Source organism: Microcella alkalica (assembly GCF_014137945.1).
Lineage (GTDB): Bacteria > Actinomycetota > Actinomycetes > Actinomycetales > Microbacteriaceae > Microcella > Microcella alkalica.
Map to the genome: position 1 here is coordinate 856,923 of NZ_JACGWX010000001.1, position 25,603 is coordinate 882,525.

Genomic DNA, 25,603 nt, shown 5'->3' on the forward strand with positions numbered 1-25,603 from the left:
GAGCCGGAGCCCGAGGGCGAGCCCGACCCGGGCTGGCGCCCGCGATCGAAGCCCTCGGGGCGCTTCACCGGGCGGACTCCTCGGCGAGGTCGGCGGGGGCATCCCTTGCGAGCGCGCCTGCCGCGACGATCGCGTCGTGCACGCTCGGAAGGATGCGGTAGACGTCGCCGCAGGACAGCGTCATGACGATGTCGCCCGGTCGGGCGATCTCGGCGACGCGAGCGGCGGCATCGCTCCAGTCGGGGCGGTAGTCCACACGCGCCGCGTCGTGGAAGGCGCCGCTCACGAGCTCGCCCGTGACACCCGGGATGGGGTCCTCCCGCGCGCCGTACACATCGAGCACGACGGTGTGGTCGGCGAGGCGCTCGTACACGGCGGCGAAGTCACCCGCCATCTCCTGCGTGCGGCTGAACAGGTGCGGCTGATGGATCGCGATCACGCGATGGTCGCCGACCACCGAGCGGGCCGTCTGCAGGGCGGCGGCGACCTCGGTCGGGTGGTGCGCGTAGTCGTCGTAGAGGCGCACGCCCGCGGCCTCCCCGTGCGACTCGAAGCGGCGGAGCGTTCCCGCGAAGCCGTCGAGCGCGGCGACCGCGTCGGCGAGCGGGAAGCCGATGCCGACGAGCACCGCGACCGCGCCGGCGGCATTGAGCGCGTTGTGCCGACCAGGAACGCCGAGCTGACCGCGGGCCTCGACCTCATCGGCGACGAGGGTGAAGGCGATCGGCCCGATCTCGCTCACGTCCGTGAGCCGGACGTCGGCGTCGGCGGCCTCGCCGAAGGTCAGGATGCGCGGGGCGCCGTCCCGCGATCGGAGCGCGTCACCGAGCGCACGGGTGCCGACGTCGTCCGCCGAGAGCACCACGAGCTCGGTCGCCGCCTCGGCGAACCGCTCGAACGCGCCCGCGATGGCCTCCGCCGATCCGTAGTGGTCGAGGTGATCGGTGTCGATGTTGGTGACGAGCGCGATGGACGTGTCGTAGAGGAGGAACGATCCGTCGGACTCGTCAGCCTCGACCACGAAGAGATCCCCCTCGCCCCAGGCCGAGGAGGTACCGGCGCCCTGGATGACCGCGCCGTTGACGAAGGACGGGTCGCGGTCGAGGGCGCGCAGGGCCGTGACGAGCATCCCCGTCGAGGTCGACTTGCCGTGCGCGCCCGCGACGGCCAGCAGTCGCTCGCCGCGCACGAGCCAGGCGAGGGCCTGCGAGCGGTGCAGGACGGGAAGGCCGCGGCGCAGGGCCTCCTGGTACTCGGGGTTCTCGACCCAGAGCGCCCCGGTCACGACGAGCGTGTCGGCGTCGCCCACGTGGGCGGCGTCGTGGCCGATCGAGACGGGGATGCCCAGCTCGACGAGCGCCTGGACGGTCGCGGAATCGGAGCGGTCGCTCCCCGTCACGGCGAAGCCGCGCTCATGGAACAGGCGCGCGATGCCGCTCATGCCGGAGCCGCCGATGCCCACGAAGTGGAGACGGCCGAGGTCATCGGGAAGGACGAGGGTGGGGTCGGGCTTGATCGTCATATCGCCGTTCACCCTACGGGGTCGCTGCGGCCATGGCCTCGCGCACGAGGGCGAGGAGCGCGGCGCTGCCGTCGCGTCGGCCGACCGACTGCGCGGCTGCCGCCATGCGGGCGATCTCGGCGCGCCCGGTCAGAAGCGGGACGAGCTCGGCGGTCACGAATGCGGGCGTGAAGGCGGCGTCGTCGACGAGGCGCGCCCCGCCAGCGCCGACGAGCTCGCGCGCGTTGAGGCGCTGCTCGCCGTTGCCGACGGGGTACGGCACGAGGATCGACGGCAGACCGACGGCGGCGAGCTCGCTCACGGTCGCCGAGCCCGAGCGGCACACGACGAGGTCGGCCGCGGCGAACGCGAGGTCCATCCGATCGCAGTACTCCATGACGCGGTAGCCGGGAAGACCGGGGTCTTCGCCGCCGCGATCGCGGCCCGTGATGTGGAGCACGTTCCAGCCCGAGCCGAGGAGGTGGGCGATCGAGTCGCCGATCGTCTCGTTGAGCCTCTTGGCCCCAGTCGAGCCGCCCGTGACGAGCAGGGTCGGCTTCTCGGCGTCGAGGCCGAACACGGCGACGGCCTCGCCGCGCAGCGCCGGTCGGTCGAGCTCGAGGATCTCGCGGCGCAGGGGCATGCCGACGACGCGCGCGCCGCGCAGCGGAGTGCCGGGGAAGGTCGTGCCGACGCGGCCGCCGAGCCATCCGGCGAGCCGGTTGGCGATGCCGGGGCGGGCGTTCGCCTCGTGGGCGACGAGCGGCACGCGCTCGAGGCGAGCGGCGACGTACGCCGGGGCCGAGGCGTACCCGCCGAAGCCGACCACGACGTCCGCCCCCCGCTCGCGGATGATCGCGCGCGTACGGTCGACCGCGTCGCGGAAGTCGCGAGGGAAGCGCACGGCGGCGGAGTTCGGGCGGCGCGGGAAGGGCGCGCGCGGGATGGTCAGCAGCTCGTAGCCGCGGGCGGGAACGAGGCGCTCCTCGAGGCCGCCGGCCGTGCCGAGAGCGAGGATGCCCACCTCGGGCTCGACCGCGCGCCAGTGGTCGGCGAGGGCGAGCAGAGGGTTCACGTGGCCGGCGGTGCCGCCGCCGGCGAGCAGCGCGGTCGTCACGGGCGCGGCTCTGGGCGGACGTCGCGAGCGAGCGAGAGGACCACGCCGATCGCGATGAGGGTCGCGACGAGGGCGGTGCCGCCCGCCGACATGAGGGGAAGCGGGACGCCGAGGACCGGGAGCATGCCGAGGACGACGGCGACGTTCACGAAGGCCTGGCCGACGATCCAGACGAGCACCGCACCGGTGGCGATGCGCCGGAACGGATCGGTGTGCGCCCGCATCAGCCGGACCATGCCGATCGCGAGGACCGCGAAGAGCGCGAGCACGACCATCGCGCCGATGAGCCCGAGCTCCTCGCCGACGATCGCGAAGATGTAGTCGCTCTCCGCGTGCGGCAGCCACGACCACTTGAGCGCCGAGTTGCCGAGCCCGACGCCGAAGACGCCGCCCGAGCCGAGAGCCCACATGCCGTGCATGGGTTGCCAGCAGACGTCCTCGAGCTGCTCAGGGGTGCACCCGTTGAGCCAGGCGTTGATGCGATCCGACCGAGAGGCCCCCGAGAGCGCGAAGATCACGGCGCCGCCCACGCCGAGGGCCACGAGGCCGAGGAGGTGACGCATGGGAGCGCCGGCGAAGAACAGCGCGGCGAGCACGATCGAGGCCATGATCGTGACCGTCCCCAGGTCCTGGCCGAGGAGGACGAGGCCGATCGCGGCCGCCGACACCGGGAGCGCGGGGATCGCGACGCTGCGCCAATCGTTGAAGCGGTCGGCGCGCTCGGCGAGCACCGTCGCGAGCCACACCACGAGTGCGAGCTTGAGGAACTCGCTCGGCTGCGCGCTCACGCCTCCGATGTTGATCCAGTTCTGGTTGCCGCCGTAGCCCCAGCCGATGCCCGGGACGAACACGAGAAGCTGCAGACCGAGCCCGAGCAGAACGGCGTTTCGGGCCCAGCGCCTCCAGAACACCGCGGGCAGCTGCGAGACCAGGAGCATGAGCGGGATGCCCATGAGGGCGAACAGCCCCTGGCGCAGGAAGATGCCGAAGAAGTCGCCGTCGCCCTTGCCCGATTGGACGAAGGAGCTCGAGAGGACCATGACGAGGCCGAGCAGAACGAGGAAGATCGTCGTGCCGAGCACGAGCATCCAGTCGGCGCTCTGCGCGGTGAACAGTCGGCGGACGGCGACGATCGCAGCGCCGCCGTGGGCGGGCGGCACGGTCTCGGCAGCAGCGCCGTGCGGTGGTCGCGTCGCGGTCACGCGATCCCCCTTCCCCCAGTCGTCGCCTCTGTCGGATTCAGCTCGGGCCGTGATGCTCGCGCACCGCGGCCTGGAACCGACGGCCGCGATCGGCGTAGTCGGCGAACTGGTCCATCGATGCCGCGGCGGGCGCGAGGAGCACGGTGTCGCCATCGTGCGCCGCTGCGGCCGCCAGTCGCACGGCGACCTGCATCACCTGCTCAGTGTCGTCGGCGTCGACCTCGAAGACGGGGAGCCCGGGCGCGTGTCGCCGGAACGCCGCGACGACGGCGGCGCGATCGACGCCGATGACGATCGCGGCGCGCAGTCGCTCGCGGTGGGTCTCGACGAGCGCGTCGATCTCGACGCCCTTGAGCAGCCCTCCGACGATCCAGACAACCGAGCGGAAGGCGCTGAGCGCCGAGTTCGCCGCGTGCGGATTGGTGGCCTTGGAGTCGTCGACCCACATGATGCCGCCTTCGTCGCGGACGATCTCGGTGCGGTGGTGGTCGACGCGGAAAGCGCGCAGCCCGTCGCGGACGGCGAGCGGCGGAGCACCTGCGGCGCGCGCGAGCGCGGCGGCGGCGAGGGCGTTAGCGAGGCCGTGGGGGGTCGCGAGGCCTGCGAGCCTCACATCGGCGAGCGTGCCGAGCTCGAGCGCCGAGCGGTGGCGGTCGTCGAGGAAGGCCCGGTCGACGAGGATGTCGTCGACGACGCCGACGTCGCTCGGGCCGGGGGAGTCGGTGCCGAAGCCGATCGCGCGAGCGCCGTCGACGACGTCCGCCTCCTCGACCATCCGCACGGTCGCCTGGTCGGCGCGGTTGTAGACGCACGCGAGGAGCGTGTTGGCGTAGACCTTCGCCTTGGCGTCGCGATACGCCTCGGCCGAGCCGTGCCAGTCGTAGTGGTCCTCCGCGAGGTTGAGGCACGCGGAGGCGATCGGGCTGAGCGCGCCGGGCCCCTCGCTCGGCAGCTGGTGCAGCTGGAAGCTCGACAGCTCGACGACGAGGACGTCGAAGCCCGCCGGGTCGCGCACGGCATCGAGGACGGGGATGCCGATGTTGCCGCAGGGAGCGGCGCGGATGCCCGCCTCCTGCAGCATCGTCGCCGTCAGTTGGGTCGTGGTCGTCTTGCCGTTCGTGCCGGTGATGAGCACCCACTGCGCCGCCGGGGCGACCTTGTCGCGCACGCGCCAGGCGAGCTCGATGTCTCCCCACAGGGCGATACCCTGCTCGGCCGCCCAGCGGAGTATGGCGTTGTCCGGCCGGAACCCCGGCGACACGATGACGAGCTCCGGCTCGAGGGCGGCGAGCTGCGGCAGGGCATCCTCGTCCCGCCCGTCGATCTCGATCAGCTCGACGCCGATGACCGGCAGGATGCGCGCGGGCTCCGCATCGGGGTTGCGAGCGACGACCGTGACATCCGCTCCGAGCTCGGCCAGGGTGTCGGCGGCGGCGAACCCCGTCACGCCGAGGCCGAGCACGACGACGCGGAGCCCCGACCAGTCGGCGTTCCAGCTGTTCAGCTCATCGAGGCGATCCACGATTACTGGCTCACCCATTCGAGGTAGAACAGCCCGACTCCGACCGCGACGAAGAGACCGGCGATGAGCCAGAAGCGCACGACGACCGTGACCTCGGCCCAGCCCTTGAGCTCGAAGTGGTGGTGGAGAGGGCTCATCAGGAAGATGCGCTTGCCCCTGGTGAGCTTGAAATAGACGCGCTGCACGATGACCGAGCCAGTGACGATGAGGAAGAGGCCGCCGATGAGGACGAGAAGGAGCTCGGTTCGCGTGACGATCGCGAGTCCTGCGATGGCCCCGCCAATGGCGAGCGAGCCCGTGTCGCCCATGAACACCTGCGCGGGCGATGTGTTCCACCACAGGAAGCCGATGAGAGCGGCGGCGATGGCGGCCGAGACGATCGCCACGTCGAGCGAGTCGGCGCGCACCTCGTAGCACTTGTACTCGAGCTCGGGGTCGAGGTTGGGGTTGTAGCAGTTCTGGTTGAACTGCCAGAACGCGATGATGATGTACGACGCCACGGCGAGGATCGCGGAGCCCGTCGCGAGGCCGTCGAGACCGTCGGCGACGTTCACTGCGTTGGAGGTGCTCACGACGATGACGTTGATCCAGATGACGAACAGGACGATGCCGACGGCGCCGAGCGCCGCGAAGTCGAGCGCCTCGATGTCGCGGACGCCCGAGATCATCGTCGACGCGGCCGTCTCGCCCTGGGCGTTGGGGTAAGAGATCGCGAGGATCGCGAACACGGAGGCGACGATCACCTGGCCGACGACCTTCGCCCAGCCGGTCAGCCCGAGGCTGCGCTGGTTGCGCACCTTCATGAAGTCGTCGATGAAGCCGACGAGTCCGAGGCCGACCATGAGGAGCAGCACGAGCATCGCGCTCTGCGTGGGCGCCGTCTGGTCGACGAGATGCCCGAAGAAGTAGCCGAGCACTGAGCCGAGGATGACGATGATCCCGCCCATCGTGGGCGTGCCGCGCTTGGTGTGATGCGTCTGCGGACCGTCGTCCCGGATGAACTGCCCCCACTCGAGGCGACGGAACAGCCGGATGAACAGCGGAGTGAGCAGGAGCGTGAATGCCAGGGAGAACGCGCCGGACAGGAGCAGGGCTCTCATGCGGTCTCCTCCGTCAGGCGGGTTATCAGGCGGTCGAGCGGAATGATTCCTGCGGCGCTCACGAGCACCGCATCGCCAGGCTCGAGTCCGGCTCGGAGTTCATCGTAGGCCGCGTCGAGGTCGTCGACGAGGAGCGACTCCCCGTCCCACGAGCCCTCGAGGCCGGCCGCGGTGCTGATGTGGCGCGCGCCGTGCCCCACGACGATCAGCTGACCGATGTCGAGGCGCACGACGAGCCTGCCGAGCTGATCGTGATCCTCGAACCGGTCAACCGGTTCACTCACGAGCTCGCCGAGCACCGCGAACGAGCGCGTCACACCCCGCGTCGCGTCGGCCAGCACCTTGAGCGAGCGGCGCACCTCGGTCGCCGTGGTCGCGGCGGTGTCGTCGATGATCGTGACTCCCCCGGGGGTGATGACGCGACGGCAGCGGCCGTGGATCTCCGGCTGCTGCTCGCCGGCGCGCACGGCGTCGGACAGCGACGCGCCCGACGCGAGCGCGGCGCGCACGCGGGCGAGCGCCGCGTCCACGGCGGCATCGCCGATCGCATCGATCCGCACGACCGCCCGCTCGTCGCCGAGACGGAGCTGCACCCGCGCCCCGTCGAGCGCGTGCGTGACGTCGTCGATCTGGAGAGAGGTCGTCATCGGGCAGGCCACCCTGCATCGCGCAGCGCGGCGCGCGCCTCGTCGCGGGCCGAGTGCGGGTGCTTCACTCCGCCGACCTCGCGGTAGTCCTGATGCCCCGGGCCCGCCCACAGGATCGAGTCGCCGAAAGCGGCGCGGCGAACGGCGAGGCGGATCGCCTCCTCAGGCGAGGCGACCTCGATGATCTCCGCCCCGTCGACCGCCGTTCGAGCGCCATCGAGAAGGGCGCGGCGGATGGCCGCAGGATCCTCGGTGCGGGAGTCGAAGTCGGTGATGATGAGGAGGTCCGAGCCCTCGGCTGCGACGCGCCCCATGTCCGCGCGCTTCGTCGTATCGCGGTCGCCGTCCGCGCCGAACATCATGATGATCCGGCCCGGAGTGACTCGTCGCAGAGCGGCGAGAGTCGAGACGAAGGCATCGGGACTGTGCGCGAAGTCGACGAAGACGCTCGGCCCCTCATCGCCGGAGACGCGCTCGAGGCGTCCGGGCAGATACGCGTCGATCGACCGCTCGTGAAGCGAGTGCGCGAGCCGCTCGACCTCGACTCCCGCCTCGACGATCATGGCGATCGCAAGGCCCGCGTTCATCGCCATGTGCCGTCCGATGACCGGGATGCCCGTCCGGAGCTCGATGCCGTTCGGGCCGGTCACGGCGAAGGTCGTGCTCGCCTGCGTCTCCTCCAGGATCTCCACGCGCCAGTCGGCGGCGCCATCGAGCGAGCCGATCGTCGTGACCGGGATCTCGCTCTCGGCGGCCAGCCGCTCGCCCCACGAGGTGTCGGTGCAGACGACCCCGCGGCGCGCGCGCGTCGGCGAGAAGAGAGCGGCCTTCGCCTGGAAGTACTCCTCCATGTCTGCGTAATCGTCGAGGTGGTCGTGGCTGAGATTGGTGAAACCGGCGACGTCGAAGACGATGCCGTCGACCCGGTGGCGCGTGAGCGCCTGAGCACTCACCTCGATCGTCATGGCCTGCACGCCGAGCTCGCGCGCCCGAGCGAGGAGCGCGTGCGTCTCGCTCGCCTCCGGCGTGGTGAGGCTGCTGGAGACGGTGAGCTCGCCGAGCCGGCGCTCGGCCGTGGTCGACAGGCCGCACACGAGCCCGAGCTGTCGGAGGACCGCATCGAGCAGGTACGCGGTCGACGTCTTTCCGTTGGTGCCCGTGACGCCGATCAGGAGCGGAGGCTGCTCGTCGCTGCGGTGGACCCAGGCCGAGACCTCTCCGAGCGCGGCCCGAGGATCCTCGACGAGGAGGAGGGGGACGTCGACCTCGCCCGCGAGGTCCGCCCCGGCGGCATCCGTCAGCACTGCGGCGGCGCCGGAGCCGATCGCCGCGGCCGCGAACTCGGCGCCGTGGCGGTGGCGTCCCGGCACTCCGACGTAGAGGTCGCCTGCCCGCACATCGTCCGTGGAGAGAGTGACGCCCGACACGTTCACATCGGCCGGATCGCCCCGGACGACGGAGATCGGGAAGACCGCGAGGAGCTCGGCCAGCGGACGAGGAACGGGATGCTCGGGCCGCAGGACTGCAGGAGCGCGACCGGACACCACGACCTCTTTCTGAACGGGGCCTACCACGTCAGGGGCAGGCTGGGGGCGGGTTGCGTCGAGGGCGGCACCCGGAAGGTCTTCAGCACTTGCGTCATGATCGACCGGAAGGTGGGCGCCGCAGCAGCCGACGTCCTCATCGTATCGGGACGCGCGAGCGTGACGACGACCACGAACTGCGGATCGTCAGCGGGGGCCATCCCGGCGAGCGACACGATGCGCTGGCCGCCGTAGCGTCCATTCTCCGCGACCTCCGCGGTTCCCGTCTTCGCGGCGACGCGGTAGCCGGGGATCGTCAGCTGCGACGAGAGGAACCCGTCGGTGACGACCGACTCGAGGATCGACACGGTCGTGTGCGCGGCCTCCTCCGAGAGGATACGCTCGCCCTCGCCGCTGGGCTGCATGCCCACCGTGCCATCCGGCAGACGGCACCCGGCGACGAGGGTGAGAGGCATGTGGACTCCCCCGTTCGCGATCGCCTGGTAGGCGCTCGCGACCTGTGCGCTCGTCGCCGTCATGCCTTGCCCGAACATCTGCGTGAAGGCGCTGTGACCGTCGATCGAGGCCGGGTCCTGGATGTCGCCGCCCTCCTCGCCGAGGAAGCCGACAGCGGTGGGCTCGTCGAGGCCGAAGCGCTGCAGCATCTCCGCACGCTGCTCCGCGCTCGTGCGCTCGACCACCATGGAGGTGCCCACGTTCGAGGAGTTCATGAGGATGCCCGCGGTCGTGAGAGGCAGGTCGCCGTGCGCCCAGGCATCCCCGATCGTGTAGTTCAGGATCGTCGCGTAGCGGCCGGGAACCGTGAACCTCTCGAGCGGCGTCGTCACCCCCTCATCCAGGAGCGCGGCGAAGGTCAGTGCCTTGATGGTGGACCCCGGCTCGTAGGGAGCGGTGAAGCTGCGAGCACCGAGGTTGTCGACGGAGGTGCTGTTGACGTCGTTGGGATCGACCGTGGGCCAGTCGGCGGCGGCGATGACGGCGCCATCCGCGACCCGCACGACGAACGCCGTCGCCCAGTCCGCGCCGATCGCTGTCCCCTGCTCCGCGATCGCCTGCTGCGCGAACCACTGCACGTCGGAGTCGATCGTGAGCTCCAGCGTCCCGCCGTTCACCGGCTCCTGCTCGACGACCGTCGTGCCCGGCAGGCGCACGCCGTCGGCCCCGCGCTCGTACGTCGAGGTGCCGTCGGTCGCCGCGAGGCACTCGTCGGCCGCGAGCTCGAGCCCCGTCTGCGGGCCGTCGGTTCCAAGGAACCCCACGAGGTTGCCCGCGACCTGGCCGTTCGGGTAGGCGCGAGCCGGCTGCCGCTCGAAGTACACCCAGGGGATCCGCAGGTCTCGCACCGCCTGGTACACCTCGGTCTCGACCCCGCGCACGAGGTAGGCGAAGTCGTCGTCGGGGTCGACCGCGAGCTCGGAGTCGATGATGGACTGCAGCGCGGCCGGATCCTGATCGGTCAGCGCTGCCAGCTGGCCGAGCGCCTCCCACACCGTCCGCGTCGTCCGCTGCCCGGTCTCCTCGTCGAGGATCGTTGACGGCGCGACGAAGCGCGGCGAGACGGTGATGTCGTAGCGGTAGACGGTGTCGGCGAGCACGACGCCGTTCCGGTCGACGATGTCGCCGCGCGCGCCCTGGAGCACCTGCGGGATGGATCTGCGCGCCTCCGACTGCTCGGCGAGCTCGCCGGCCCGCACGACCTGGATGTCGATGAGCCTGACGAGGAACGCGAGAAGCACGGCCGCCACGATGACGACGGTGAGAGCCAGCCTGCGGCGGGTACGGCGAACGGCGATCACGGTGTCTGCCTCCCCCTTCGAGCGCTGGATCAGTTGGTCACGGGCGACGGGATCGTCGTGGGGGCGGCCGGTGCCGCCGGCTGTCCGGCGGCCGGAGCCGCGGGAGCGGTGGGACCCGTCGCCGCGATTCCGCCCGAGGCTACCGACCCCGGCGTCGACGGCCCGGGTGAAACGCCCGCGACCTCCCCTGTCGACGCCGGAGTCACCAGCGGCACATCGGCAAGCAGCACATTGCCGATCATGCTGTCGCGCCCGTCGAGCACACCGGCTCCGGCGCCCGCCGCGACCGGTGCGCCGAGCACCGTCGCGTCGGCCAGCCGCAGATAGGCGGGGCTGGCGTTGGCGACCATGCCGAGCGTCTCGGCATTCGCCGCGAGGTTCTGCGGGGATCGCAGGGTGTCGAGGCTCTCGGTGAGCACCTGCGCGTTGCGGTCGAGCTCGACCGCCATGGACTGCAGGGCGGCGATCCGGTAGGCGCCGTCGGAGAGCGCGATCGAGAGCAGGAGCTGGGCGAGCAGGATGGCGAAGGCTCCGGCGGTCGACACGACCGCGTACACGGCGCGCGGGCGAGCCCGTCGCTGGTCCAGGGTGGTGACGACCTCCACGGGCCGCGGCGCCCGGCGGGGGCTCGGGGCCGCGGCCCGCCGGGGAGTCGTGGGGGCGAGGAGGGCGCTCATGCGGCGGCCGCGAGTCGCTCGGCCGCGCGGAGGCGGACGGGGATTGCGCGCGGGTTCTCAGCGCGCTCCTGCTCGGTCGCGAGCTCGGCGCCGCGGACGAGCAGGCGGAACCGCGGGGCGTGCTCGGGAAGCTCCATGGGGAGCCCCGCCGGGGCCGTCGAGCGGACGCGGGAGGCGAGCTCGCGCTTCACGATGCGGTCCTCGAGCGACTGGTACGCGAGCACGACGATGCGGCCGCCGACTCGAAGCGCCTCGAGCGCGGCGGGGAGAGCCGCCTCGAGGGCGGCCAGCTCGGCGTTGACCTCGATGCGGAGGGCCTGGTAGACGCGCTTGGCCGGGTGACCGGTGCGCTGAGCGGAGCGCGGGGTCGCGTCGAAGATGATCTGGTTGAGCTCGGTGCTGCGCGCGATGGGCCGCGAAGCGCGGGCCTCGACGATCCGGCGGGCGTAGCGCGGAGCCAGCTTCTCCTCGCCGTAGGCGTAGAAGATGCGGCGCAGCTCCTCCTCCGGGTAGGTCGCGAGCACGTCGGCCGCGGTCATGCCGGTCGTGCGGTCCATGCGCATGTCGAGCGGGGCATCCTGCGCGTAGGCGAAGCCGCGCTCCGCCTCGTCGAGCTGCATCGACGAGACGCCGAGGTCGAACAGCACGGCGTCGACCTCGTCGATGCCGAGAGCCGCGAGTGCCCGCTCGATGCCGTCGTAGACCGTGTGCACGGGCCGGAATCGGTCGCCGAACGGTGCGAGGCGCGCGATCGACGCGGCCAGGGCATCCGTGTCGCGATCGAGGCCGACGACGGTGAGGGCGGGGAATCGCGTGAGCGCGGCCTCGGTGTGCCCGCCGAGGCCGAGCGTCGCGTCGACCAGGACGGCCCCCTCGCGCTCCAGCGCGGGGCCGAGGAGCTCGAGCGTGCGCTCGAGGAGGACGGGGGTGTGTCGGTTCTCTGCCATGTCGTTCCGGTTGTCGAGCGCGGGGCCCGGATCCCCATCCGTCGACCTGGCACCGGGGAAGTGATGTCAGGGCGATGACGGCTGGGAGTCCGATCCTCGCGATCAGAAGAGGCCCGGGATCACCTCCTCCTCGGTGTTCGAGAACGCCTCTTCCTTCTCGGCGTAGTAGGCGTTCCAGGCCTCGGTGGACCAGATCTCGGCACGGTCGCCCGCGCCGATGACGGTGAGATCGCGATCGAGGCCCGCGTAGTCGCGGAGCGCGGGAGGGATCGTCACGCGGTGCTGCTTGTCGGGGCGCTCGTCGCTCGCGCCCGACAGGAAGATGCGCACGTAGTCGCGGGCGAGCTTGCTCGTGAGCGGCGCCTGGCGGATCTTCTCGACCTGCTCGGCGAAGCCGGTGGCGCTGAAGACGTAGATGCACCGCTCCTGACCGCGAGCGAGGACGAGGCCAGAGGCGAGCTCGTCCCGGAACTTCGCCGGAAGGATGATGCGCCCCTTCTCGTCGAGCTTGGGGGTGTGCGTGCCGAGGAACATCGTCCGCTCCCCCTTCTTCTCCGGCCGGAAGTTCTAGGTGAGCTCCACTTTACTCCACATTGCTCCACTAAGCCATCAACCTGCGCCACTGTAGCCCGAATCGGGGGCGCATCGTTCCCGGAATCTGGCCGGAGGCAGGCGGGGAGCGCGGTGGAGGGCCATCGACAGGAGGTGAGACGTTGACGACGGCCCGGCCGCGCCCGGACGGCGGCGAGCCCTCCGGAAGTCCCGGATTCATGCGGATCATCGACCACGCGGGTGCGACGGATGAATGTACGTGGAGGACGGTGGAGGGCAGGGAGGGCAGTGGAGCGACCGGGGTGCGGGCGCACGAAAAAGGGGCCGATCTCTCGATCGGCCCCTGGAGGAGTGTGCGAACGGCGGGCTAGCGGCCCTGATCGCCGTCCTGCCGGCGCTCCCAGCGCTCGTTGATGGTGTCCATGAACGAGGATCGCGGCTTCGACGCGGCGGCGGGTCGAGAGGTCGACCCGGGTCGTGGCTCGTCGGCCGAGGCCCTGCCGGGCGAGAGGACGAGCAGCACGCCGCCGAGCATCAGGGCGAACCCCACGACGCCGACGATGGGGAGCTGCACGATCACGCCGGCGACGAGCGTGGCGACGCCCGCGATCGCGAGAAGAGAGCCCAGGACGATCTGGGTGTAGTTCGGTCGACCGCGGCGACCCGAGACGGTCGCCACGAAGTCGGCGTCGTTCTGATAGAGACTGCGCTCCATCTCTTCGAGGAGGCGCTGCTCCTGCTCCGACAGCGGCATGTGTGGACCCCTTGGTGCGTATGACGGGTTGGGCGGCTCCCACCGTCTCCCCATTCTAGGCTCGCGCCGCTGGATAGGCTAGGCGAGTGCCTGAGAGATTGCGGTTAGTCGACCTGGTCAACGCCCGGCTCGACGCCTTCCTGGTCGATCGATCGACCCACCTCGCGACGATCGCCGACGAGCTCGACGTGTTCATCGACGCGTCCCGCGACCTCCTCCGCGGCGGCAAGCGCTTCCGCGCGCTGTTCGCCTACTGGGGCTGGCACGCCGTCGCCGGCACCGTGCGACCCGACGACCCGCTCGCCGAGATGGACGACCACGCCGAGCTGGATGCCGTCATCGCGCTCGCGGCGGCGCTCGAGATCTTCCACGCCGCGGCGCTCGTCCACGACGACATCATGGACAACTCCGACACCCGCCGGGGCATGCCGTCGATGCACCGGCGCTTCCAGGCCGATCATGCACACCGCGAGTGGGTCGGCTCCGCCGCCTCCTACGGCACGTCGTCCGCGCTCATGCTCGGCGACCTCCTCCTCGGCTGGAGCGACGAGCTCCTCGCCGAGGGCCTCTCGATCGTCGCCGATCGCTCGGCAGCCCGACGGGCCCGCCGAGAGTTCCACGTCATGCGCACCGAAGTGACGATGGGCCAGTACCTCGACATCCTCGAGGAGGTCGCCTGGCGCGACGCGCCGGAGGAGGATCTCCTCCCCCGGGCCCACCGGGTCGTCACCTACAAGTCGGCCAAGTACTCGATCGAGGCGCCGCTCGCACTGGGCGGCCTGATGGCGGGCGGAACGCCTGACCAGGTCGACGCGCTCCGGGCGTTCGGTCTCCCGCTCGGCGTCGCCTTCCAGCTGCGCGACGATCTGCTCGGCGTCTTCGGCGACCCGGGAGTGACGGGCAAGCCGGCCGGCGACGACCTCCGGGAGGGGAAGCGCACGGTGCTCATCGCGCTCGCTCGCCGGGCCCTCCCCGCGTCGGCGGTTCGCCTCATCGACGAGCTCCTCGGCGATCCGGGCCTCTCGGAGCACCAGATCGCGACGCTCCAGGCGACGATCCGCGACAGCGGCGCCGTCGAGACCGTCGAGACGATGATCGCCCGGTCCGTGCGCGAGGCGACGACCGCGATCGAGGATGCCCCGCTCAGCCGGGCGGCGCGCTCCGAGCTCATCGGTCTCGCCGATCTGGTCACGCGACGCGCGCACTGAGCGGGCTCGGCGCCGGGTCGAGTCGGCGCCGCGTCAGCGCCTTGTCAGGGCGTCAGAACGCCATCGCCTGCGCGACGCGCCTGACCTCGGCCTTGCGCCCCTGGCGCAGGGCGTCGATCGGCGATGTGCCGAGCATGTCGTCGACCGAGAGCATCCACTCCATGGCCTCGTCGTCGCTGAATCCGTTGTCGGCGAGAAGGATGAGCGTGCCACGCAGCTCGTGGAGGGGCTCGCCATCCCGCAGGAACTCCTCCGGCACCACCAGGACCTTGTCTCGGCGCACGCCCAGGAGGGAATGATCCTCCAGGAGCCGATGAATGCGGCCGGGCGAGACGCCCAGGAGCTCGACGAGGTCGGGGACGGTCAGCCAGCGGCTGGAGTCAGCGGTCACCCCTCCAGCGTGCCATGAACCCGACACGAGCGTTCGTTCCGTCTAATGTTTCGAGCGTGTTAATTGAAGCAACATCCGCCACTTTGGTTCACACCGGTGTTAATGTGTAACAGCGGACGGGGATCCGCACGCGACCGCACTGGGCCGCACCGCGCATCACGAGGGGACGTTTGATGATCGAGCTCGACCGCACCGAGGCGGTGTCGATGGCCGACGACGAGTCGATCCACCGCGATCAGGACGAGGCCAGGGCGCGCGCGCGCGCCGTCTTCGGCGGGCTCGCTCCGCGCACGCCGTCCCGCCCCGCACCCGCAGCGCCCGCCGCCGACCCTGCCCTCACGCGAGCGGCGGCGCGGGCCCGCAGCGCCGCGCTCTCGACGATGCCCCTCGTCCTCACCGGCGCCCTGACACTCGGGCTCGGGCTCACGAGTGCGACGGAACCGGTCCACGCCGCACCGCGCAAACCGCTCAGCCCCAAGCCCCAGCAGTCCACGGGCCCTTCCACCCTGCGCGCCGCCCTCGCCCACGTGGGCGCCGCCATCACCCCGGGCGCCATGAGCACCGTCGCGCTCACGACGAGCGCCGCGCCCGCGCTCTACACGGTCGAGGCCGGCGACACCGTCTCTGCGATCGCCGCGCGCTTCGGCCTGTCGACCGCGGGAGTCCTCGCGCTCAACGGCCTCAGCTGGAAGTCGGTGATCTTCCCCGGCCAGGTGCTCAAGCTCACAAGCGCTCCCACGAAGGGGGCCACGGCCTCGGCTCCCGTCTCCCCCGGCGGCGCGTATCAGGTCCGCAGCGGCGACACGGTCTCCGCGATCGCGGCGCGCTTCGGCGTGTCGACGAAGTCGATCCTCGACGTCAACGGCCTCGGCTGGTCCAGCATCATCTACCCCGGGCAGACGCTGCTCATCCCCGGCACATCGAGCACCCCCGCTCCCGTCGGCGCTCCCGCGACGGAGACCGTCTCCGCGGTCGCGGCGATGCCGATCGCGGAGCGGCCCGTACTGCCGGGCGGACCGGCACCCGCGGCTCCCGCTGCCGCTCCGGCGCAGCCGGCCCCGAGCGCAGCAGCGCCGAGCCCGCCCGTGAGCGGGAGCATCCAGCCCCTCAGCGCGGACGGGCGCGCGCACGCCGCGACCATCATCCAGGTCGGCCGCTCGCTCGGCGTTCCGGACTACGGCATCGTGACCGCCCTCGCGACCGCGATGCAGGAGTCGTCGATGCGCAACCTCTCGTGGGGCGATCGCGACTCGGTCGGCCTGTTCCAGCAGCGCCCGAGCCAGGGCTGGGGCACGCCGGAGCAGCTGCAGAATCCTGCCCACGCCGCACGCCTCTTCTACGTCGGCAACGAGGGCTACACGCGAGGCCTGCTGGATATCCGAGGCTGGCAGTCGATGACCGTCACGCAAGCGGCCCAGGCCGTCCAGATCTCGGCCTACCCCGACCATTACGCCAAGTGGGAGGCCTCCGCGTGGGCCTGGCTCTACGAGCTGACGTAGGGTTCAGAACACCGAGCTGAGCCGCGGCGGTCGCTCACCGCCGATCATGCGGTCGAGCCGAGCCGGCGCCTCGCGGTGGTCGAAAAGGACTCGGCGCGCGCGAGCGAGCGTCTCGGCGCGCGCGCCCCCGAGGAGCAGCGCCCCGAGCTCCGCGATCCCCAGTCGGAGACCTGCATCGGCGGCCTCGCCGCCGGGACGGTCGAGACGTGCGACCTCCGCGCGGCCCTCTGCGTCCGTGGACAGTCGGAACGATCCCTCGGCAATACCCAGCGGGTCGTGCACGTGCAGCGTGAGCGCATCGGCCGCCGCCCAGCCCCTGGCCGTCAGCGCCTCAGGAACGTCGAGCACGCGCGCCCAGAGCAGCTCGCGCTCGTTCGACTTCGTCACCGCGGCAGGATCCTCCACCATCCAGGCGATCGGCTCGTCCACGTCGCGCAGGCGCACCTGCACGCGGGCGACCAGGTCGAGGTCGGCGAGGAAGCGCCAGAGGGCCGCATACGCGTCGGGCGTCGCCGCGACGAGCTCGATGACCGAGGCGTCCTTCTCCCGCGGGTCCGTCGCGCTCGCGCCCACCCGGTACAGGGCGTACCCGCGCGGCCTGCCCGACTCGTCGTCGTAGCGGACGGCGCGCAGGCTCGCCGCCGCGCCGCGTCGATCGGGCGTGAGGCCGAGCATCCGGTCGTAGAAGTTCGGCCAGCGGAGGATCTCACCCGCGACCTGCGCGTGAGCCTCCGCGTCGATCTCGGGCGCGACGCTGCGGAGCTCCTCGCGCGGCACGAGACGAACACGGCCAGCAGGGGCACCGGCCATCCAGCGGGCGCGACGTGTGTCGAGGGCGTAGTCGGCGCCTCGCGTCGCCGGTCCGAAGCCGAAGCGGCCGTAGATCGCCGACTCGGTCGCGGTCAGAACGGCCAGGTACAGCCCCTGATCGCGGGCATCCCGCAGCTCGCGCGTGATGAGGGAGCGGGCGATGCCGCGACGGCGGTGCGTGGGTGCGACCGACACGGCGCTGATCGCACGAGCCGCGACAGGACGGGAGGCACTGCCGAGAGCACCGGGGAGGCGCACGGCGGTCTCCCACGCGCTCAGGGTTCCGACGGGGATCTCTGAGTGTTCCTCGCTGTCGTCGAAGACGGCGCGGAGAGTGCGATCGCGCGAGGATGCGAAGCGCTCCAGATCGGCATCCGTCTCGATCTCGGCCTCGTGGAATCCGCGCACTCGTGCACGGAGCCACCGCGTGAGCGCCTCCGAGTCCGTCGGGTCGACGTCGCCGAACCGCAGCGCCGGGAGGGAGGAGCCGTCGGCTGTCTGGTCAGGGCTTCCGCTTGGGCGGTCCGCGTCGCGCATGCGCCCCATGCTAACGACGACCGAGCGGGCCATCGCCGACCCGGCACGTCCCGTGTGGCGCGGGCTCGCGACTGGGGCGCGGATCTAGACTGGGGCGGGTGAGCACCTCGACGTCCGACCCCATGATCGGGCGGCTCATCGACGGTCGCTACCACGTGCGCTCGCGCATCGCACGGGGCGGGATGGCGACGGTCTACCTCGCCACCGACCAGCGGCTCGAGCGGCTCGTCGCCGTGAAGATCATGCACGGCCACCTCGCCGACGACAGCCAGTTCACGGCGCGATTCATCCAGGAGGCCCGTTCGGCCGCCCGGCTCGCTCACCCCAACGTCGTCAACGTCTTCGATCAGGGGCAGGACGCCGAATCTGCGTACCTCGTCATGGAGTATTTGCCCGGCATCACCCTGCGCGAGCTCCTGCAGGAGTACGGCGCGCTGACGCCGCAGCAGACGCTCGACATCGTCGAGGCGATCGTCTCCGGGCTCTCCGCCGCGCACAAGGCCGGCATCGTTCACCGGGACCTCAAGCCGGAGAACGTCCTGCTCGCCGATGACGGCCGAATCAAGATCGGCGACTTCGGACTCGCGCGCGCGGCATCCGCCGCGACCGCGGCCGGAGCCGCCCTCCTCGGCACGATCGCCTACCTGTCGCCGGAGCTCGTTACGCGCGGCATCGCTGACACGCGCAGCGACATCTACGCCGTCGGCATCATGATGTTCGAGATGCTCACCGGGGAGCAGCCCTTCAAGGGCGAGCAGCCCATGCAGATCGCGTTCCAGCACGCCAACGACACCGTGCCCGCGCCGAGCACCGCCAATCCCAGCGTGCCCGCGGAGCTCGACGAGCTCGTGCTGTGGGCGACCGCGCGCGACCCCGAGCACCGTCCGGCGGATGCCCGCGTCCTGCTCGAGCAGGTCGTCGAGACGGCCCGCTCGCTCGAGACCTCACTCTCGGCGACGGGCCCGCAGAAGACCATGGTGTTCACGACCCCGCTCGTCCCGCCGACGATCACCGCCGAGACCCAGGTAATCGGCGCGCTCGCGACGAGCGGCGGAGCGGGAGGGGCCGGCGCTGCGGCTCTGGCATCGAGATCCGCGACGGGCGAGCTCGCGCGCGCGACCGGTCGCCGGCGCAAGCGCGGCTGGATCGCCTTCGCCCTCGTCCTGCTGATCGCCCTCGCGGCGGGCGGCGCCGGCTGGTGGTTCGGGGCCGGTCCCGGCGCTCAGGTCACGATCGCGGACGTACGAGGGCAGTCCCCCGACGCGGCCGGCGCTGCCCTGCTCGAGCAAGGACTCCTCGTCGGCGCCGAGCCGATGACCGCCCACGACCTGGAGATCCCCTCCGGGGCCGTGCTCGGCACCGATCCGCCCGCGGGCGAGATCGTCCCGCGCGACTCGACCGTCACGCTCGTCGTCTCCCTCGGACCCGAGCCGACGACCGTGCCGGCGGTCGCGGGAGCGCCGGAGGCGGACGCGCGCGCGCTCCTCGACGACGCGGGCTTCGTCGTCGCCGATGAGTCCATCAGACAGGTGGACGCGGACATCGCCCAGGGCTCGGCGATCGGCGTCGTGTCGATCGGCGAGGACGGCGCGGAGACCGGGCTCCCCGAGGGCGCGGACTCCCTCAAGGGCACACCCGTGACTCTCCTCGTCTCGCTCGGGCCGCTGCCGGACGTCGTCGGCGTGGAGCCGGCGACCGCGAGCGCGGCCTTCGAGGCGCTCGGCCTCGCGGCGACCGTTGGCGGCGACTCGGAGTTCAACAACGACATCGCGGAAGGACTCGTCCTGCGCGCCGTGACCGCCGCGGATGGGCCGTTCCGCCCGGGCGACGCCTTCACTCTCATCGTCTCGCGAGGGCCCGATCTCGTCGAGGTGCCCTGGGTGGCGGGCTCGACCATCCGGCAGGCGGTTGACGCGCTGCAGGCGGCGGAGTTCGGCGTCGAGGTGCGGACCGTCATCCCGGAGGATCAGTGGGACAACGGTCTCGCGATCGTCACGGGCACCGATCCCGACGGGGGCTCGTTCCAGATCCGCGGCACGACGATCGTCGTCTTCGCGATCTTCTGATCGATCAGCCGCACCGCCTCGCCCAGTGATCGCTCGCTCGCGTCAGGCGCGTGAGGCCTTACTGAGCTCCTCGGCGACGAGGAACGCGAGCTCTAGCGACTGCATGTGGTTCAGGCGCGGGTCGCACAGCGACTCGTAGCGCGTCGCGAGCGTCGCCTCGTCGATCATCTCCGAGCCGCCGAGGCACTCCGTGACGTCGTCGCCCGTGAGCTCCACATGGATCCCGCCGGGGTGCGTGCCGACCTGTCGATGCGCCTCGAAGAAGCCCGTCACCTCGTCGACGACGTCATCGAAGCGGCGCGTCTTGTATCCGGTCGGGGTCGTGAGCCCGTTCCCGTGCATCGGGTCGGTCACCCACAGCGGCGTCGCGTCCATGCTCGTGATCGCCTCGAGCAGCGGAGGCAGGGCATCCCTGATCTTCCCGGCGCCCATGCGCGTGATGAAGGTGAGGCGACCGGGCTCGCGATCGGGGTCGAGGACGTCGATGAGCCGCTCCATCGTCTCGGGCGTGGTCGAGGGACCGAGCTTGACTCCGATGGGGTTGCGGATGCGGCGGAAGAAGTCGACGTGCGCGCCGTCGAGCTCGCGCGTGCGCTCGCCGATCCAGAGGAAGTGGGCGCTCGTGTTGTACGGCAATCCGGTGCGCGAGTCGATGCGCGTCATGGGCCGCTCGTAGTCCATCAGGAGGCCCTCGTGGCTGGAGTAGAACTCGACGCGCTTGAGCTCATCGAAGTCGGCACCCGCCGCCTCCATGAAGCGGATGGCGCGGTCGATCTCGCTCGCCAGGCCCTCGTAGCGCTGGTTCGCGGGGTTCGAGGCGAAGCCCTTGTTCCAGCTGTGGACCATGCGCAGATCCGCGAAACCGCCCTGCGTGAATGCGCGGATGAGATTCAGCGTCGATGCGCTTGTGTGGTACCCCTTCACGAGGCGCCCCGGGTCGGCCTCGCGCGACTCGGGCGTGAAGTCGTAGCCGTTGACGATGTCGCCGCGATACGCCGGAAGCGTGACGTCGCCGCGCGTCTCGGTGTCGCTCGAGCGGGGCTTCGCGAACTGACCGGCCATGCGGCCCATCTTGATGACCGGCATCGAGGCGCCGTAGGTGAGAACGACGGCCATCTGCAGGATGGTCTTCACGCGATTGCGGATCTGATCGGCCGTCGCACCCGCGAAGGTCTCGGCGCAGTCGCCCCCCTGAAGCAGGAATGCGTCGCCCCGGGCGGCTCGAGCGAGTCGCTCGCGCAACTGGTCGACCTCGCCGGCGAACACGAGCGGCGGCATCGAGGCGATCTCGGCCGAGGCCGCGGCGACAGCCGTCGGATCGGGCCACGCCGGCTGCTGCTTGATGGAGAGGGTGCGCCAGTGGTCGAGCCCCGCGATGACGGCGGGATCGGCGAAGATGACGGGTTCGGTCGCATCGACCACGGTGGAACATCCTTCACAGCGGCAGGAACAGGGCGGAGGGCTGCGGCTCCCTTGCCGCGAGAACGAGCCTAGCCGAGCGGGGACACCGCTCGGAGCGGCGGCGACGGCGAACGCAGGCCGGTCAGCGCACGTGCGGCGGGCGCTTGTCCTTGACGGTCGTCGCGTAGACGTCGTGATACTCCTGGCCGCTCAGTCGATTGAGCTCGTACATGATCTCGTCGGTGATCGAGCGGAGCACGAACCGATCGGACTCGAGGCCCGCGAAGCGCGAGAAGTCGAGCGGCTCGCCGAAGACGAGGCCCGGGCGCTTGACCTTGGGGATCCGCACGCCGATCGGCATGACCTTCTCCGTGTCGATCATCGCGACGGGCACGACCGTGGCGCCGGACTCGAGGATCATGCGCGCGACGCCCGTGCGGCCTCGGTACATGACGCCGTCCGGGCTGCGCGTGCCCTCGGGGTAGATGCCGAGCGCGAAGCCCTCGGAGAGCACGCGGAGACCGGTGTTGAGAGAGGCCTCGCTCGCCTTGCCGCCGGACCGGTCGATCGGCAGCTGCCCGCTCGCTTCGAAGAAGACGCGCGTGAGCCAGCCCTTGATCCCCCTGCCCGTGAAGTAGTCGCTCTTGGCGAGGAAGACGACCCGGCGGTCGAGCACGAGCGGCAGGAAGATGGAGTCGACGAACGAGAGGTGGTTGCTCGCGAGGATCACGGGGCCCGTGCGTGGCACGTTCTCGATTCCTCGCACCCACGGGCGGAAGACCGTGAGGAGGATGGGGCCGATGACGAGGTTCTTCATGAGCCAGTAGAACATCGTCGTCCCTCCCCGATCGTGGTCGCGGTCGTATCCGTCAACCCTAGTCCGCGGGCGAGGAGCCGATGCTCGCGGCATGGATGCGGGCGAGATCGGCGGCGCCGACGACGCCGGCGTCGTTCACGAGCTCGGCCGTGACGAACACGGGCTCCGGGTGATAGCCGCGCGCCGGCAGGTGGGTGAGATAGGCCTCGCGGACGGGGTCGAGCAGCAGGTCGCCCGCGATCGAGACTCCCCCGCCGAAGACGAACATCTCGGGATCGAGGACGGCGGAGAGGCTCGCGCACGCCTGTCCGAGCCAGCGGCCGAGCTGCGACAGCGCGTGCAGGGCCCCCGGGTCGCGCTCGGTGATGAAGCCGGCGAGGATGCCGCCGTCGAGCTTCCCGTGCTGCTCGCGAGCGTCCGCGAGGGCAAGGCCGATGCCGCCGGCATCGGCGATCTCGTTCGCCATGCGCAGCAGTGCGCGCCCCGAGCCGTACTGCTCGATGCAGCCATGGGCACCGCAGCCGCAGGGAAGCCCATCCGGCACGACGCGCAGGTGCCCCAGCTCCCCCGCGGTGCCGAAGCCGCCGCGCAGGAGGCGATCTCCCGTGACGATCGCACCGCCGACGCCGGTGCCGATCGTGAGCATCGTCATGTCGCGCACGTCGCGCGCGGCGCCGAAGCGGAACTCCGCCCAGCCGGCCGCGTTGGCGTCGTTGTCGATCGTGACGTCGATGCCGAGGCGGTCGCGGAGGCGATCGCGGAACGGCTCGTTGCGCCAGTTGATGTTGGGGGCGTAGTACACGGTCGACTGCGCCGAGTCGATGAAGCCCGCCGCGGCGACGCCCGCGGCGATGACCTGCTGGCCCGCGCTCAGGCGCTCGACCATCTCGACGACGACGTCGACGATCGCGTGAGGGTCGCCCGCGGGGGTCGGATGACGGTCCTCCGCGAGGATCGATCCGTCATCGCCGACAAGAGCGCCGGCGATTTTCGTTCCACCGATGTCGATTCCCACAGCATGCACGAGGAGTGAGTCTAGTGAGCCCCGTGTCCCGTCATCGGCCCCCGACCGCGGACTAGAGTGGTCGTCACTGAACCCACCCGTTGACGGTGCCAAAGGAGTCCCCGTGCAAGAATTCGTCGTCCCGGCCGTCGTGTCGCCCGATCCCGGAGCGAACGCGAGCGACCTGCTCGTCGACCGCGTCGCGATCGATCGCGATGCGCCTCTGTTCGCACTGCCCACCGCCGATGGCGGCTGGACGGATGTCACGGCGGGCGAGTTCCACGCCCAGGTCGTCGCGCTGGCCAAGGGCCTCATGTCGGCGGGCGTGCAGCCGGGCGACAAGATCGGCTTCATGTGCAAGACGCGCTACGAGTGGACCCTCGTCGACTTCGCCACGTGGTTCGCCGGCGCCGTGCTCGTCCCCATCTACGAGACGAGCTCGCCGAGCCAGATCCAGTACATCCTTGAAGACTCGGGGGCCCGGGAGCTCATCGTCGAGACGGCTGAGCACTTCGCGCGCTACGACGAGGTGGCCGGCGACCTGCCCCACGTCAGCCGCGTCTGGCAGATGCACCTCGGCGACCTCGAGAAGCTCGCAGCCGACCCCGGCTCGGTCACCGACGAGCAGCTCGAGGAGCGACGGAACCTCGCGCAGGGCTCCGACCTGGCGACGCTCATCTACACCTCGGGATCGACGGGCACGCCGAAGGGCTGCATCCTCACCCACTCCAACTTCGTCGAGCTCTGCCGCAACGCCGCCGTGGCGATGAAGGAGGTCGTGACCCCCGGGTCGTCCACGCTCCTCTTCATCACGACCGCGCACGTCTTCGCGCGGTTCATCTCCATCCTCGCCGTGCACGCGGGCGCCAAGGTGGGCCACCAGGCCGACACCAAGCAGCTTCTCGCAGCGCTCGGCTCCTTCAAGCCGAGCTTCCTCCTCGCGGTGCCCCGCGTGTTCGAGAAGGTGTACAACTCGGCCGAGCAGAAGGCGGAGGCCGGCGGCAAAGGCAAGATCTTCCGTCGTGCCGCCGATGTCGCCGTCGCCCACTCGAAGGCGCTCGACGCCGGCCACGTCCCGTTCGGTCTCAAGGTGCAGTTCGCCGTGTTCGACAAGCTCGTGTATTCGAAGCTCAAGACGGCGATGGGCGGCCGCGTCCAGTACGCCGTCTCCGGCTCCGCGCCGCTCGGCCCGCGTCTCGGGCACTTCTTCCGCAGCCTCGGAATCCGGATCCTCGAGGGGTACGGCCTCACTGAGACCACCGCCCCCGCGACCGTGAACCTCGTGAACAAGTTCAAGATCGGCACGACGGGCCCCGCGCTTCCCGGCATCGGCGTGAGGATCGACGACGACGGCGAGATCCTCGTCAAGGGCGTCAACGTCTTCGGCGGCTACTGGAACAAGCCCGAGGCGACCGCCGAGGTCATGGACGGCGAGTGGTTCCGCACCGGCGACATCGGCTCGCTCGACGCCGATGGCTACCTGACGATCACGGGCCGGAAGAAGGAGATCCTCGTCACGGCCGGCGGCAAGAACGTCGCCCCCGCCGCCCTGGAGGACCCGATCCGCGCGAACCCTATCGTCGGTCAGGTCGTCGTCGTCGGCGACCAGAAGCCGTTCGTCTCGGCCCTCGTGACGCTCGACCCCGAGATGCTCCCGGTCTGGCTCAACAACAACGGCGAGGACGCGACGATGCCGCTCACCGACGCGGTCAAGCACCCGAAGGTGCTCGCCGAGGTCCAGCGCTCGATCGATGCGGCGAACAGCCGTGTCTCGCGCGCGGAGTCGATCCGCAAGTTCACCGTCCTGCCCGTGGAGTTCACGGAGGCCAGCGGCCACCTGACCCCCAAGATGAGCATCAAGCGCAACGTCATCGTCAACGACTTCGCCACGGCGATCGAGGCCATGTACACGGGTGCTCCCGCTACGCAGGGCATCTCGCTGCAGCAGTAACAGAAGCGCTGGGCGCGGGACGTCGGACGCGGTCCGGCGCCCCGCTCTCGTCCGCTAGGGGCGACCGAACCACTCCGCCTGGCGGATGCCTCGCATCGCCTCGCGCTTGAGCTCCGGATCGAGTCCCTCGATGTAGAGGCGCCCGTCGAGATGATCCGTCTCGTGCTGGAGCGCCTGCGCGAGCAGCCCGTCTCCCGCGATCTCGATCGGTTCCCCCGCCACGTCGACGCCGGTCACACGAGCCCACGGGTGCCGTCTGCGCGGGAACCCGAAGCCCGGCACTGAGAGGCAGCCTTCTTCGACTGGCTCCGCGCTGCCGCGCACCTCGGCGAGCACCGGGTTCACGACGTAGCTGAGCGTGCCATCGATGTTGAGGCTGAAGACGCGGAGCCCGACACCGATCTGCGGCGCGGCGACTCCCGCTCGGCCGGGCACTTGGACGGTGTCGAGGAGGTCGTCGACGAGTATCCGCAGGGACGGATCGAAGCGGACGACCTCATCGGCGCGCGATCGGAGCACCGGATCGCCGAAGAGGCGGATGGGGCGGACGGTCATCGTGCG

General features: G+C 70.9%; 22 protein-coding genes. 4 read left to right on the forward strand and 18 right to left on the reverse strand.

Going from position 1 to position 25,603, the window contains the following annotated elements; genetic code table 11:
- Window positions 1-64: 64 nt before the first annotated feature.
- The 12 genes from murC to FHX53_RS04200 all read right to left on the reverse strand — a co-directional run bounded on the left by murC (window position 65) and on the right by FHX53_RS04200 (window position 13,359).
- On the reverse strand, window positions 65-1,522 hold the full coding sequence (gene murC, locus FHX53_RS04145; RefSeq protein WP_182490040.1) for a UDP-N-acetylmuramate--L-alanine ligase: 1,458 nt from the start codon (window positions 1,520-1,522) through the stop codon (window positions 65-67).
- A gap of 13 nt (window positions 1,523-1,535) precedes the next feature.
- Entirely contained in the window at window positions 1,536-2,618 is a 1,083-nt protein-coding gene (locus FHX53_RS04150) for a glycosyltransferase (protein WP_182490041.1), read from the reverse strand.
- Window positions 2,615-3,820: a putative lipid II flippase FtsW gene (ftsW, locus tag FHX53_RS04155; protein ID WP_343050798.1), complete on the reverse strand. Its 1,206-nt coding sequence runs from the start codon at window positions 3,818-3,820 to the stop codon at window positions 2,615-2,617. The genes FHX53_RS04150 and ftsW overlap by 4 nt, the downstream gene beginning before the upstream one ends.
- Window positions 3,821-3,857: 37 nt before the next feature.
- Window positions 3,858-5,360 carry a UDP-N-acetylmuramoyl-L-alanine--D-glutamate ligase gene (gene murD / locus FHX53_RS04160; protein ID WP_182490043.1) on the reverse strand — a complete coding sequence of 501 codons (1,503 nt, stop codon included), beginning with the start codon at window positions 5,358-5,360 and terminating at the stop codon, window positions 3,858-3,860.
- Entirely contained in the window at window positions 5,345-6,442 is a 1,098-nt protein-coding gene (gene mraY, locus FHX53_RS04165) for a phospho-N-acetylmuramoyl-pentapeptide-transferase (RefSeq protein WP_182490044.1), read from the reverse strand. Before mraY ends, murD begins: the two co-directional genes overlap by 16 nt.
- A complete protein-coding gene (locus FHX53_RS04170; RefSeq protein WP_182490045.1) occupies window positions 6,439-7,089 on the reverse strand; it encodes a glutamate ligase domain-containing protein in 651 nt (216 codons plus the stop codon). The genes mraY and FHX53_RS04170 overlap by 4 nt, the downstream gene beginning before the upstream one ends.
- Window positions 7,086-8,633, reverse strand: a complete 1,548-nt coding sequence (locus tag FHX53_RS04175) for a Mur ligase family protein (protein WP_182490145.1) — start codon at window positions 8,631-8,633, stop codon at window positions 7,086-7,088. The genes FHX53_RS04170 and FHX53_RS04175 overlap by 4 nt, the downstream gene beginning before the upstream one ends.
- 23 nt (window positions 8,634-8,656) lie before the next feature.
- Entirely contained in the window at window positions 8,657-10,429 is a 1,773-nt protein-coding gene (locus tag FHX53_RS04180) for a penicillin-binding transpeptidase domain-containing protein (protein ID WP_182490046.1), read from the reverse strand.
- A 29-nt stretch (window positions 10,430-10,458) separates the two neighbouring features.
- Window positions 10,459-11,106 (reverse strand): cell division protein FtsL, encoded by a 648-nt coding sequence (ftsL, locus tag FHX53_RS04185; RefSeq protein ID WP_182490047.1) that lies wholly within the window; start codon window positions 11,104-11,106, stop codon window positions 10,459-10,461.
- A complete protein-coding gene (gene rsmH, locus FHX53_RS04190) occupies window positions 11,103-12,053 on the reverse strand; it encodes a 16S rRNA (cytosine(1402)-N(4))-methyltransferase RsmH (RefSeq protein ID WP_182490048.1) in 951 nt (316 codons plus the stop codon). The genes ftsL and rsmH overlap by 4 nt, the downstream gene beginning before the upstream one ends.
- 102 nt (window positions 12,054-12,155) lie before the next feature.
- Window positions 12,156-12,587, reverse strand: coding sequence for a division/cell wall cluster transcriptional repressor MraZ (gene mraZ / locus FHX53_RS04195; RefSeq protein ID WP_182490049.1), 432 nt, complete (start codon window positions 12,585-12,587; stop codon window positions 12,156-12,158).
- A 385-nt stretch (window positions 12,588-12,972) separates the two neighbouring features.
- Complete coding sequence (locus FHX53_RS04200; protein WP_182490050.1) at window positions 12,973-13,359, reverse strand: DUF3040 domain-containing protein; 387 nt, start codon at window positions 13,357-13,359, stop codon at window positions 12,973-12,975.
- Window positions 13,360-13,445: 86 nt separating this feature from the next.
- Here FHX53_RS04200 and FHX53_RS04205 point away from each other — a divergent pair, with 86 nt between their 5' ends.
- Window positions 13,446-14,567: a polyprenyl synthetase family protein gene (locus FHX53_RS04205; protein WP_182490051.1), complete on the forward strand. Its 1,122-nt coding sequence runs from the start codon at window positions 13,446-13,448 to the stop codon at window positions 14,565-14,567.
- 52 nt (window positions 14,568-14,619) lie between these two features.
- Here the strand turns inward: FHX53_RS04205 and FHX53_RS04210 are convergent, their stop codons facing one another.
- Window positions 14,620-14,958, reverse strand: coding sequence for an Rv2175c family DNA-binding protein (locus FHX53_RS04210; protein ID WP_343050801.1), 339 nt, complete (start codon window positions 14,956-14,958; stop codon window positions 14,620-14,622).
- Between the two features lie 380 nt (window positions 14,959-15,338).
- On the opposite strand from FHX53_RS04210, the gene FHX53_RS04215 reads away from it, so the two are divergent.
- Entirely contained in the window at window positions 15,339-16,457 is a 1,119-nt protein-coding gene (locus FHX53_RS04215) for a LysM peptidoglycan-binding domain-containing protein (protein ID WP_182490147.1), read from the forward strand.
- 3 nt (window positions 16,458-16,460) lie between these two features.
- Here the strand turns inward: FHX53_RS04215 and FHX53_RS04220 are convergent, their stop codons facing one another.
- Entirely contained in the window at window positions 16,461-17,804 is a 1,344-nt protein-coding gene (locus FHX53_RS04220; RefSeq protein ID WP_182490052.1) for a GNAT family N-acetyltransferase, read from the reverse strand.
- A gap of 98 nt (window positions 17,805-17,902) precedes the next feature.
- On the opposite strand from FHX53_RS04220, the gene pknB reads away from it, so the two are divergent.
- Entirely contained in the window at window positions 17,903-19,870 is a 1,968-nt protein-coding gene (gene pknB, locus FHX53_RS04225; RefSeq protein ID WP_182490053.1) for a Stk1 family PASTA domain-containing Ser/Thr kinase, read from the forward strand.
- A 42-nt stretch (window positions 19,871-19,912) separates the two neighbouring features.
- On the opposite strand, the gene FHX53_RS04230 is transcribed toward pknB, so the two are convergent.
- From FHX53_RS04230 to FHX53_RS04240, 3 genes are all read right to left on the reverse strand, one after another.
- A complete protein-coding gene (locus tag FHX53_RS04230; RefSeq protein WP_182490054.1) occupies window positions 19,913-21,292 on the reverse strand; it encodes a class II 3-deoxy-7-phosphoheptulonate synthase in 1,380 nt (459 codons plus the stop codon).
- Window positions 21,293-21,413: 121 nt separating this feature from the next.
- The gene (locus FHX53_RS04235) at window positions 21,414-22,103 is read right to left on the reverse strand and encodes a lysophospholipid acyltransferase family protein (RefSeq protein WP_182490055.1); all 690 of its coding nucleotides are present in this window, start codon (window positions 22,101-22,103) and stop codon (window positions 21,414-21,416) included.
- Window positions 22,104-22,146: 43 nt separating this feature from the next.
- A complete protein-coding gene (locus tag FHX53_RS04240) occupies window positions 22,147-23,112 on the reverse strand; it encodes an ROK family glucokinase (protein ID WP_182490056.1) in 966 nt (321 codons plus the stop codon).
- Between the two features lie 103 nt (window positions 23,113-23,215).
- Between FHX53_RS04240 and FHX53_RS04245 the strand changes: the two genes are divergently transcribed.
- A complete protein-coding gene (locus tag FHX53_RS04245; RefSeq protein ID WP_182490057.1) occupies window positions 23,216-25,042 on the forward strand; it encodes an AMP-binding protein in 1,827 nt (608 codons plus the stop codon).
- A 54-nt stretch (window positions 25,043-25,096) separates the two neighbouring features.
- Here the strand turns inward: FHX53_RS04245 and FHX53_RS04250 are convergent, their stop codons facing one another.
- Window positions 25,097-25,597, reverse strand: coding sequence for a peptide deformylase (locus FHX53_RS04250; protein WP_182490058.1), 501 nt, complete (start codon window positions 25,595-25,597; stop codon window positions 25,097-25,099).
- Between the last annotated feature and the right edge of the window lie 6 nt (window positions 25,598-25,603).

Excerpts from the sequence above, each read along its gene's own strand:
- murD (WP_182490043.1), bottom strand. The coding sequence starts at position 5,360 with ATGGGTGAGCCAGTAATCGTGGATCGCCTCGATGAGCTGAACAGCTGG.
- FHX53_RS04215 (WP_182490147.1), top strand. The coding sequence starts at position 15,339 with ATGCCCCTCGTCCTCACCGGCGCCCTGACACTCGGGCTCGGGCTCACG.
- murC (WP_182490040.1), bottom strand. The coding sequence starts at position 1,522 with ATGACGATCAAGCCCGACCCCACCCTCGTCCTTCCCGATGACCTCGGC.
- mraZ (WP_182490049.1), bottom strand. The coding sequence starts at position 12,587 with ATGTTCCTCGGCACGCACACCCCCAAGCTCGACGAGAAGGGGCGCATC.
- FHX53_RS04200 (WP_182490050.1), bottom strand. The coding sequence starts at position 13,359 with ATGCCGCTGTCGGAGCAGGAGCAGCGCCTCCTCGAAGAGATGGAGCGC.
- FHX53_RS04220 (WP_182490052.1), bottom strand. The coding sequence starts at position 17,804 with ATGCGCGACGCGGACCGCCCAAGCGGAAGCCCTGACCAGACAGCCGAC.
- mraY (WP_182490044.1), bottom strand. The coding sequence starts at position 6,442 with ATGAGAGCCCTGCTCCTGTCCGGCGCGTTCTCCCTGGCATTCACGCTC.
- FHX53_RS04235 (WP_182490055.1), bottom strand. The coding sequence starts at position 22,103 with ATGTTCTACTGGCTCATGAAGAACCTCGTCATCGGCCCCATCCTCCTC.
- FHX53_RS04170 (WP_182490045.1), bottom strand. The coding sequence starts at position 7,089 with ATGACGACCTCTCTCCAGATCGACGACGTCACGCACGCGCTCGACGGG.
- FHX53_RS04250 (WP_182490058.1), bottom strand. The coding sequence starts at position 25,597 with ATGACCGTCCGCCCCATCCGCCTCTTCGGCGATCCGGTGCTCCGATCG.
- rsmH (WP_182490048.1), bottom strand. The coding sequence starts at position 12,053 with ATGGCAGAGAACCGACACACCCCCGTCCTCCTCGAGCGCACGCTCGAG.
- ftsL (WP_182490047.1), bottom strand. The coding sequence starts at position 11,106 with ATGAGCGCCCTCCTCGCCCCCACGACTCCCCGGCGGGCCGCGGCCCCG.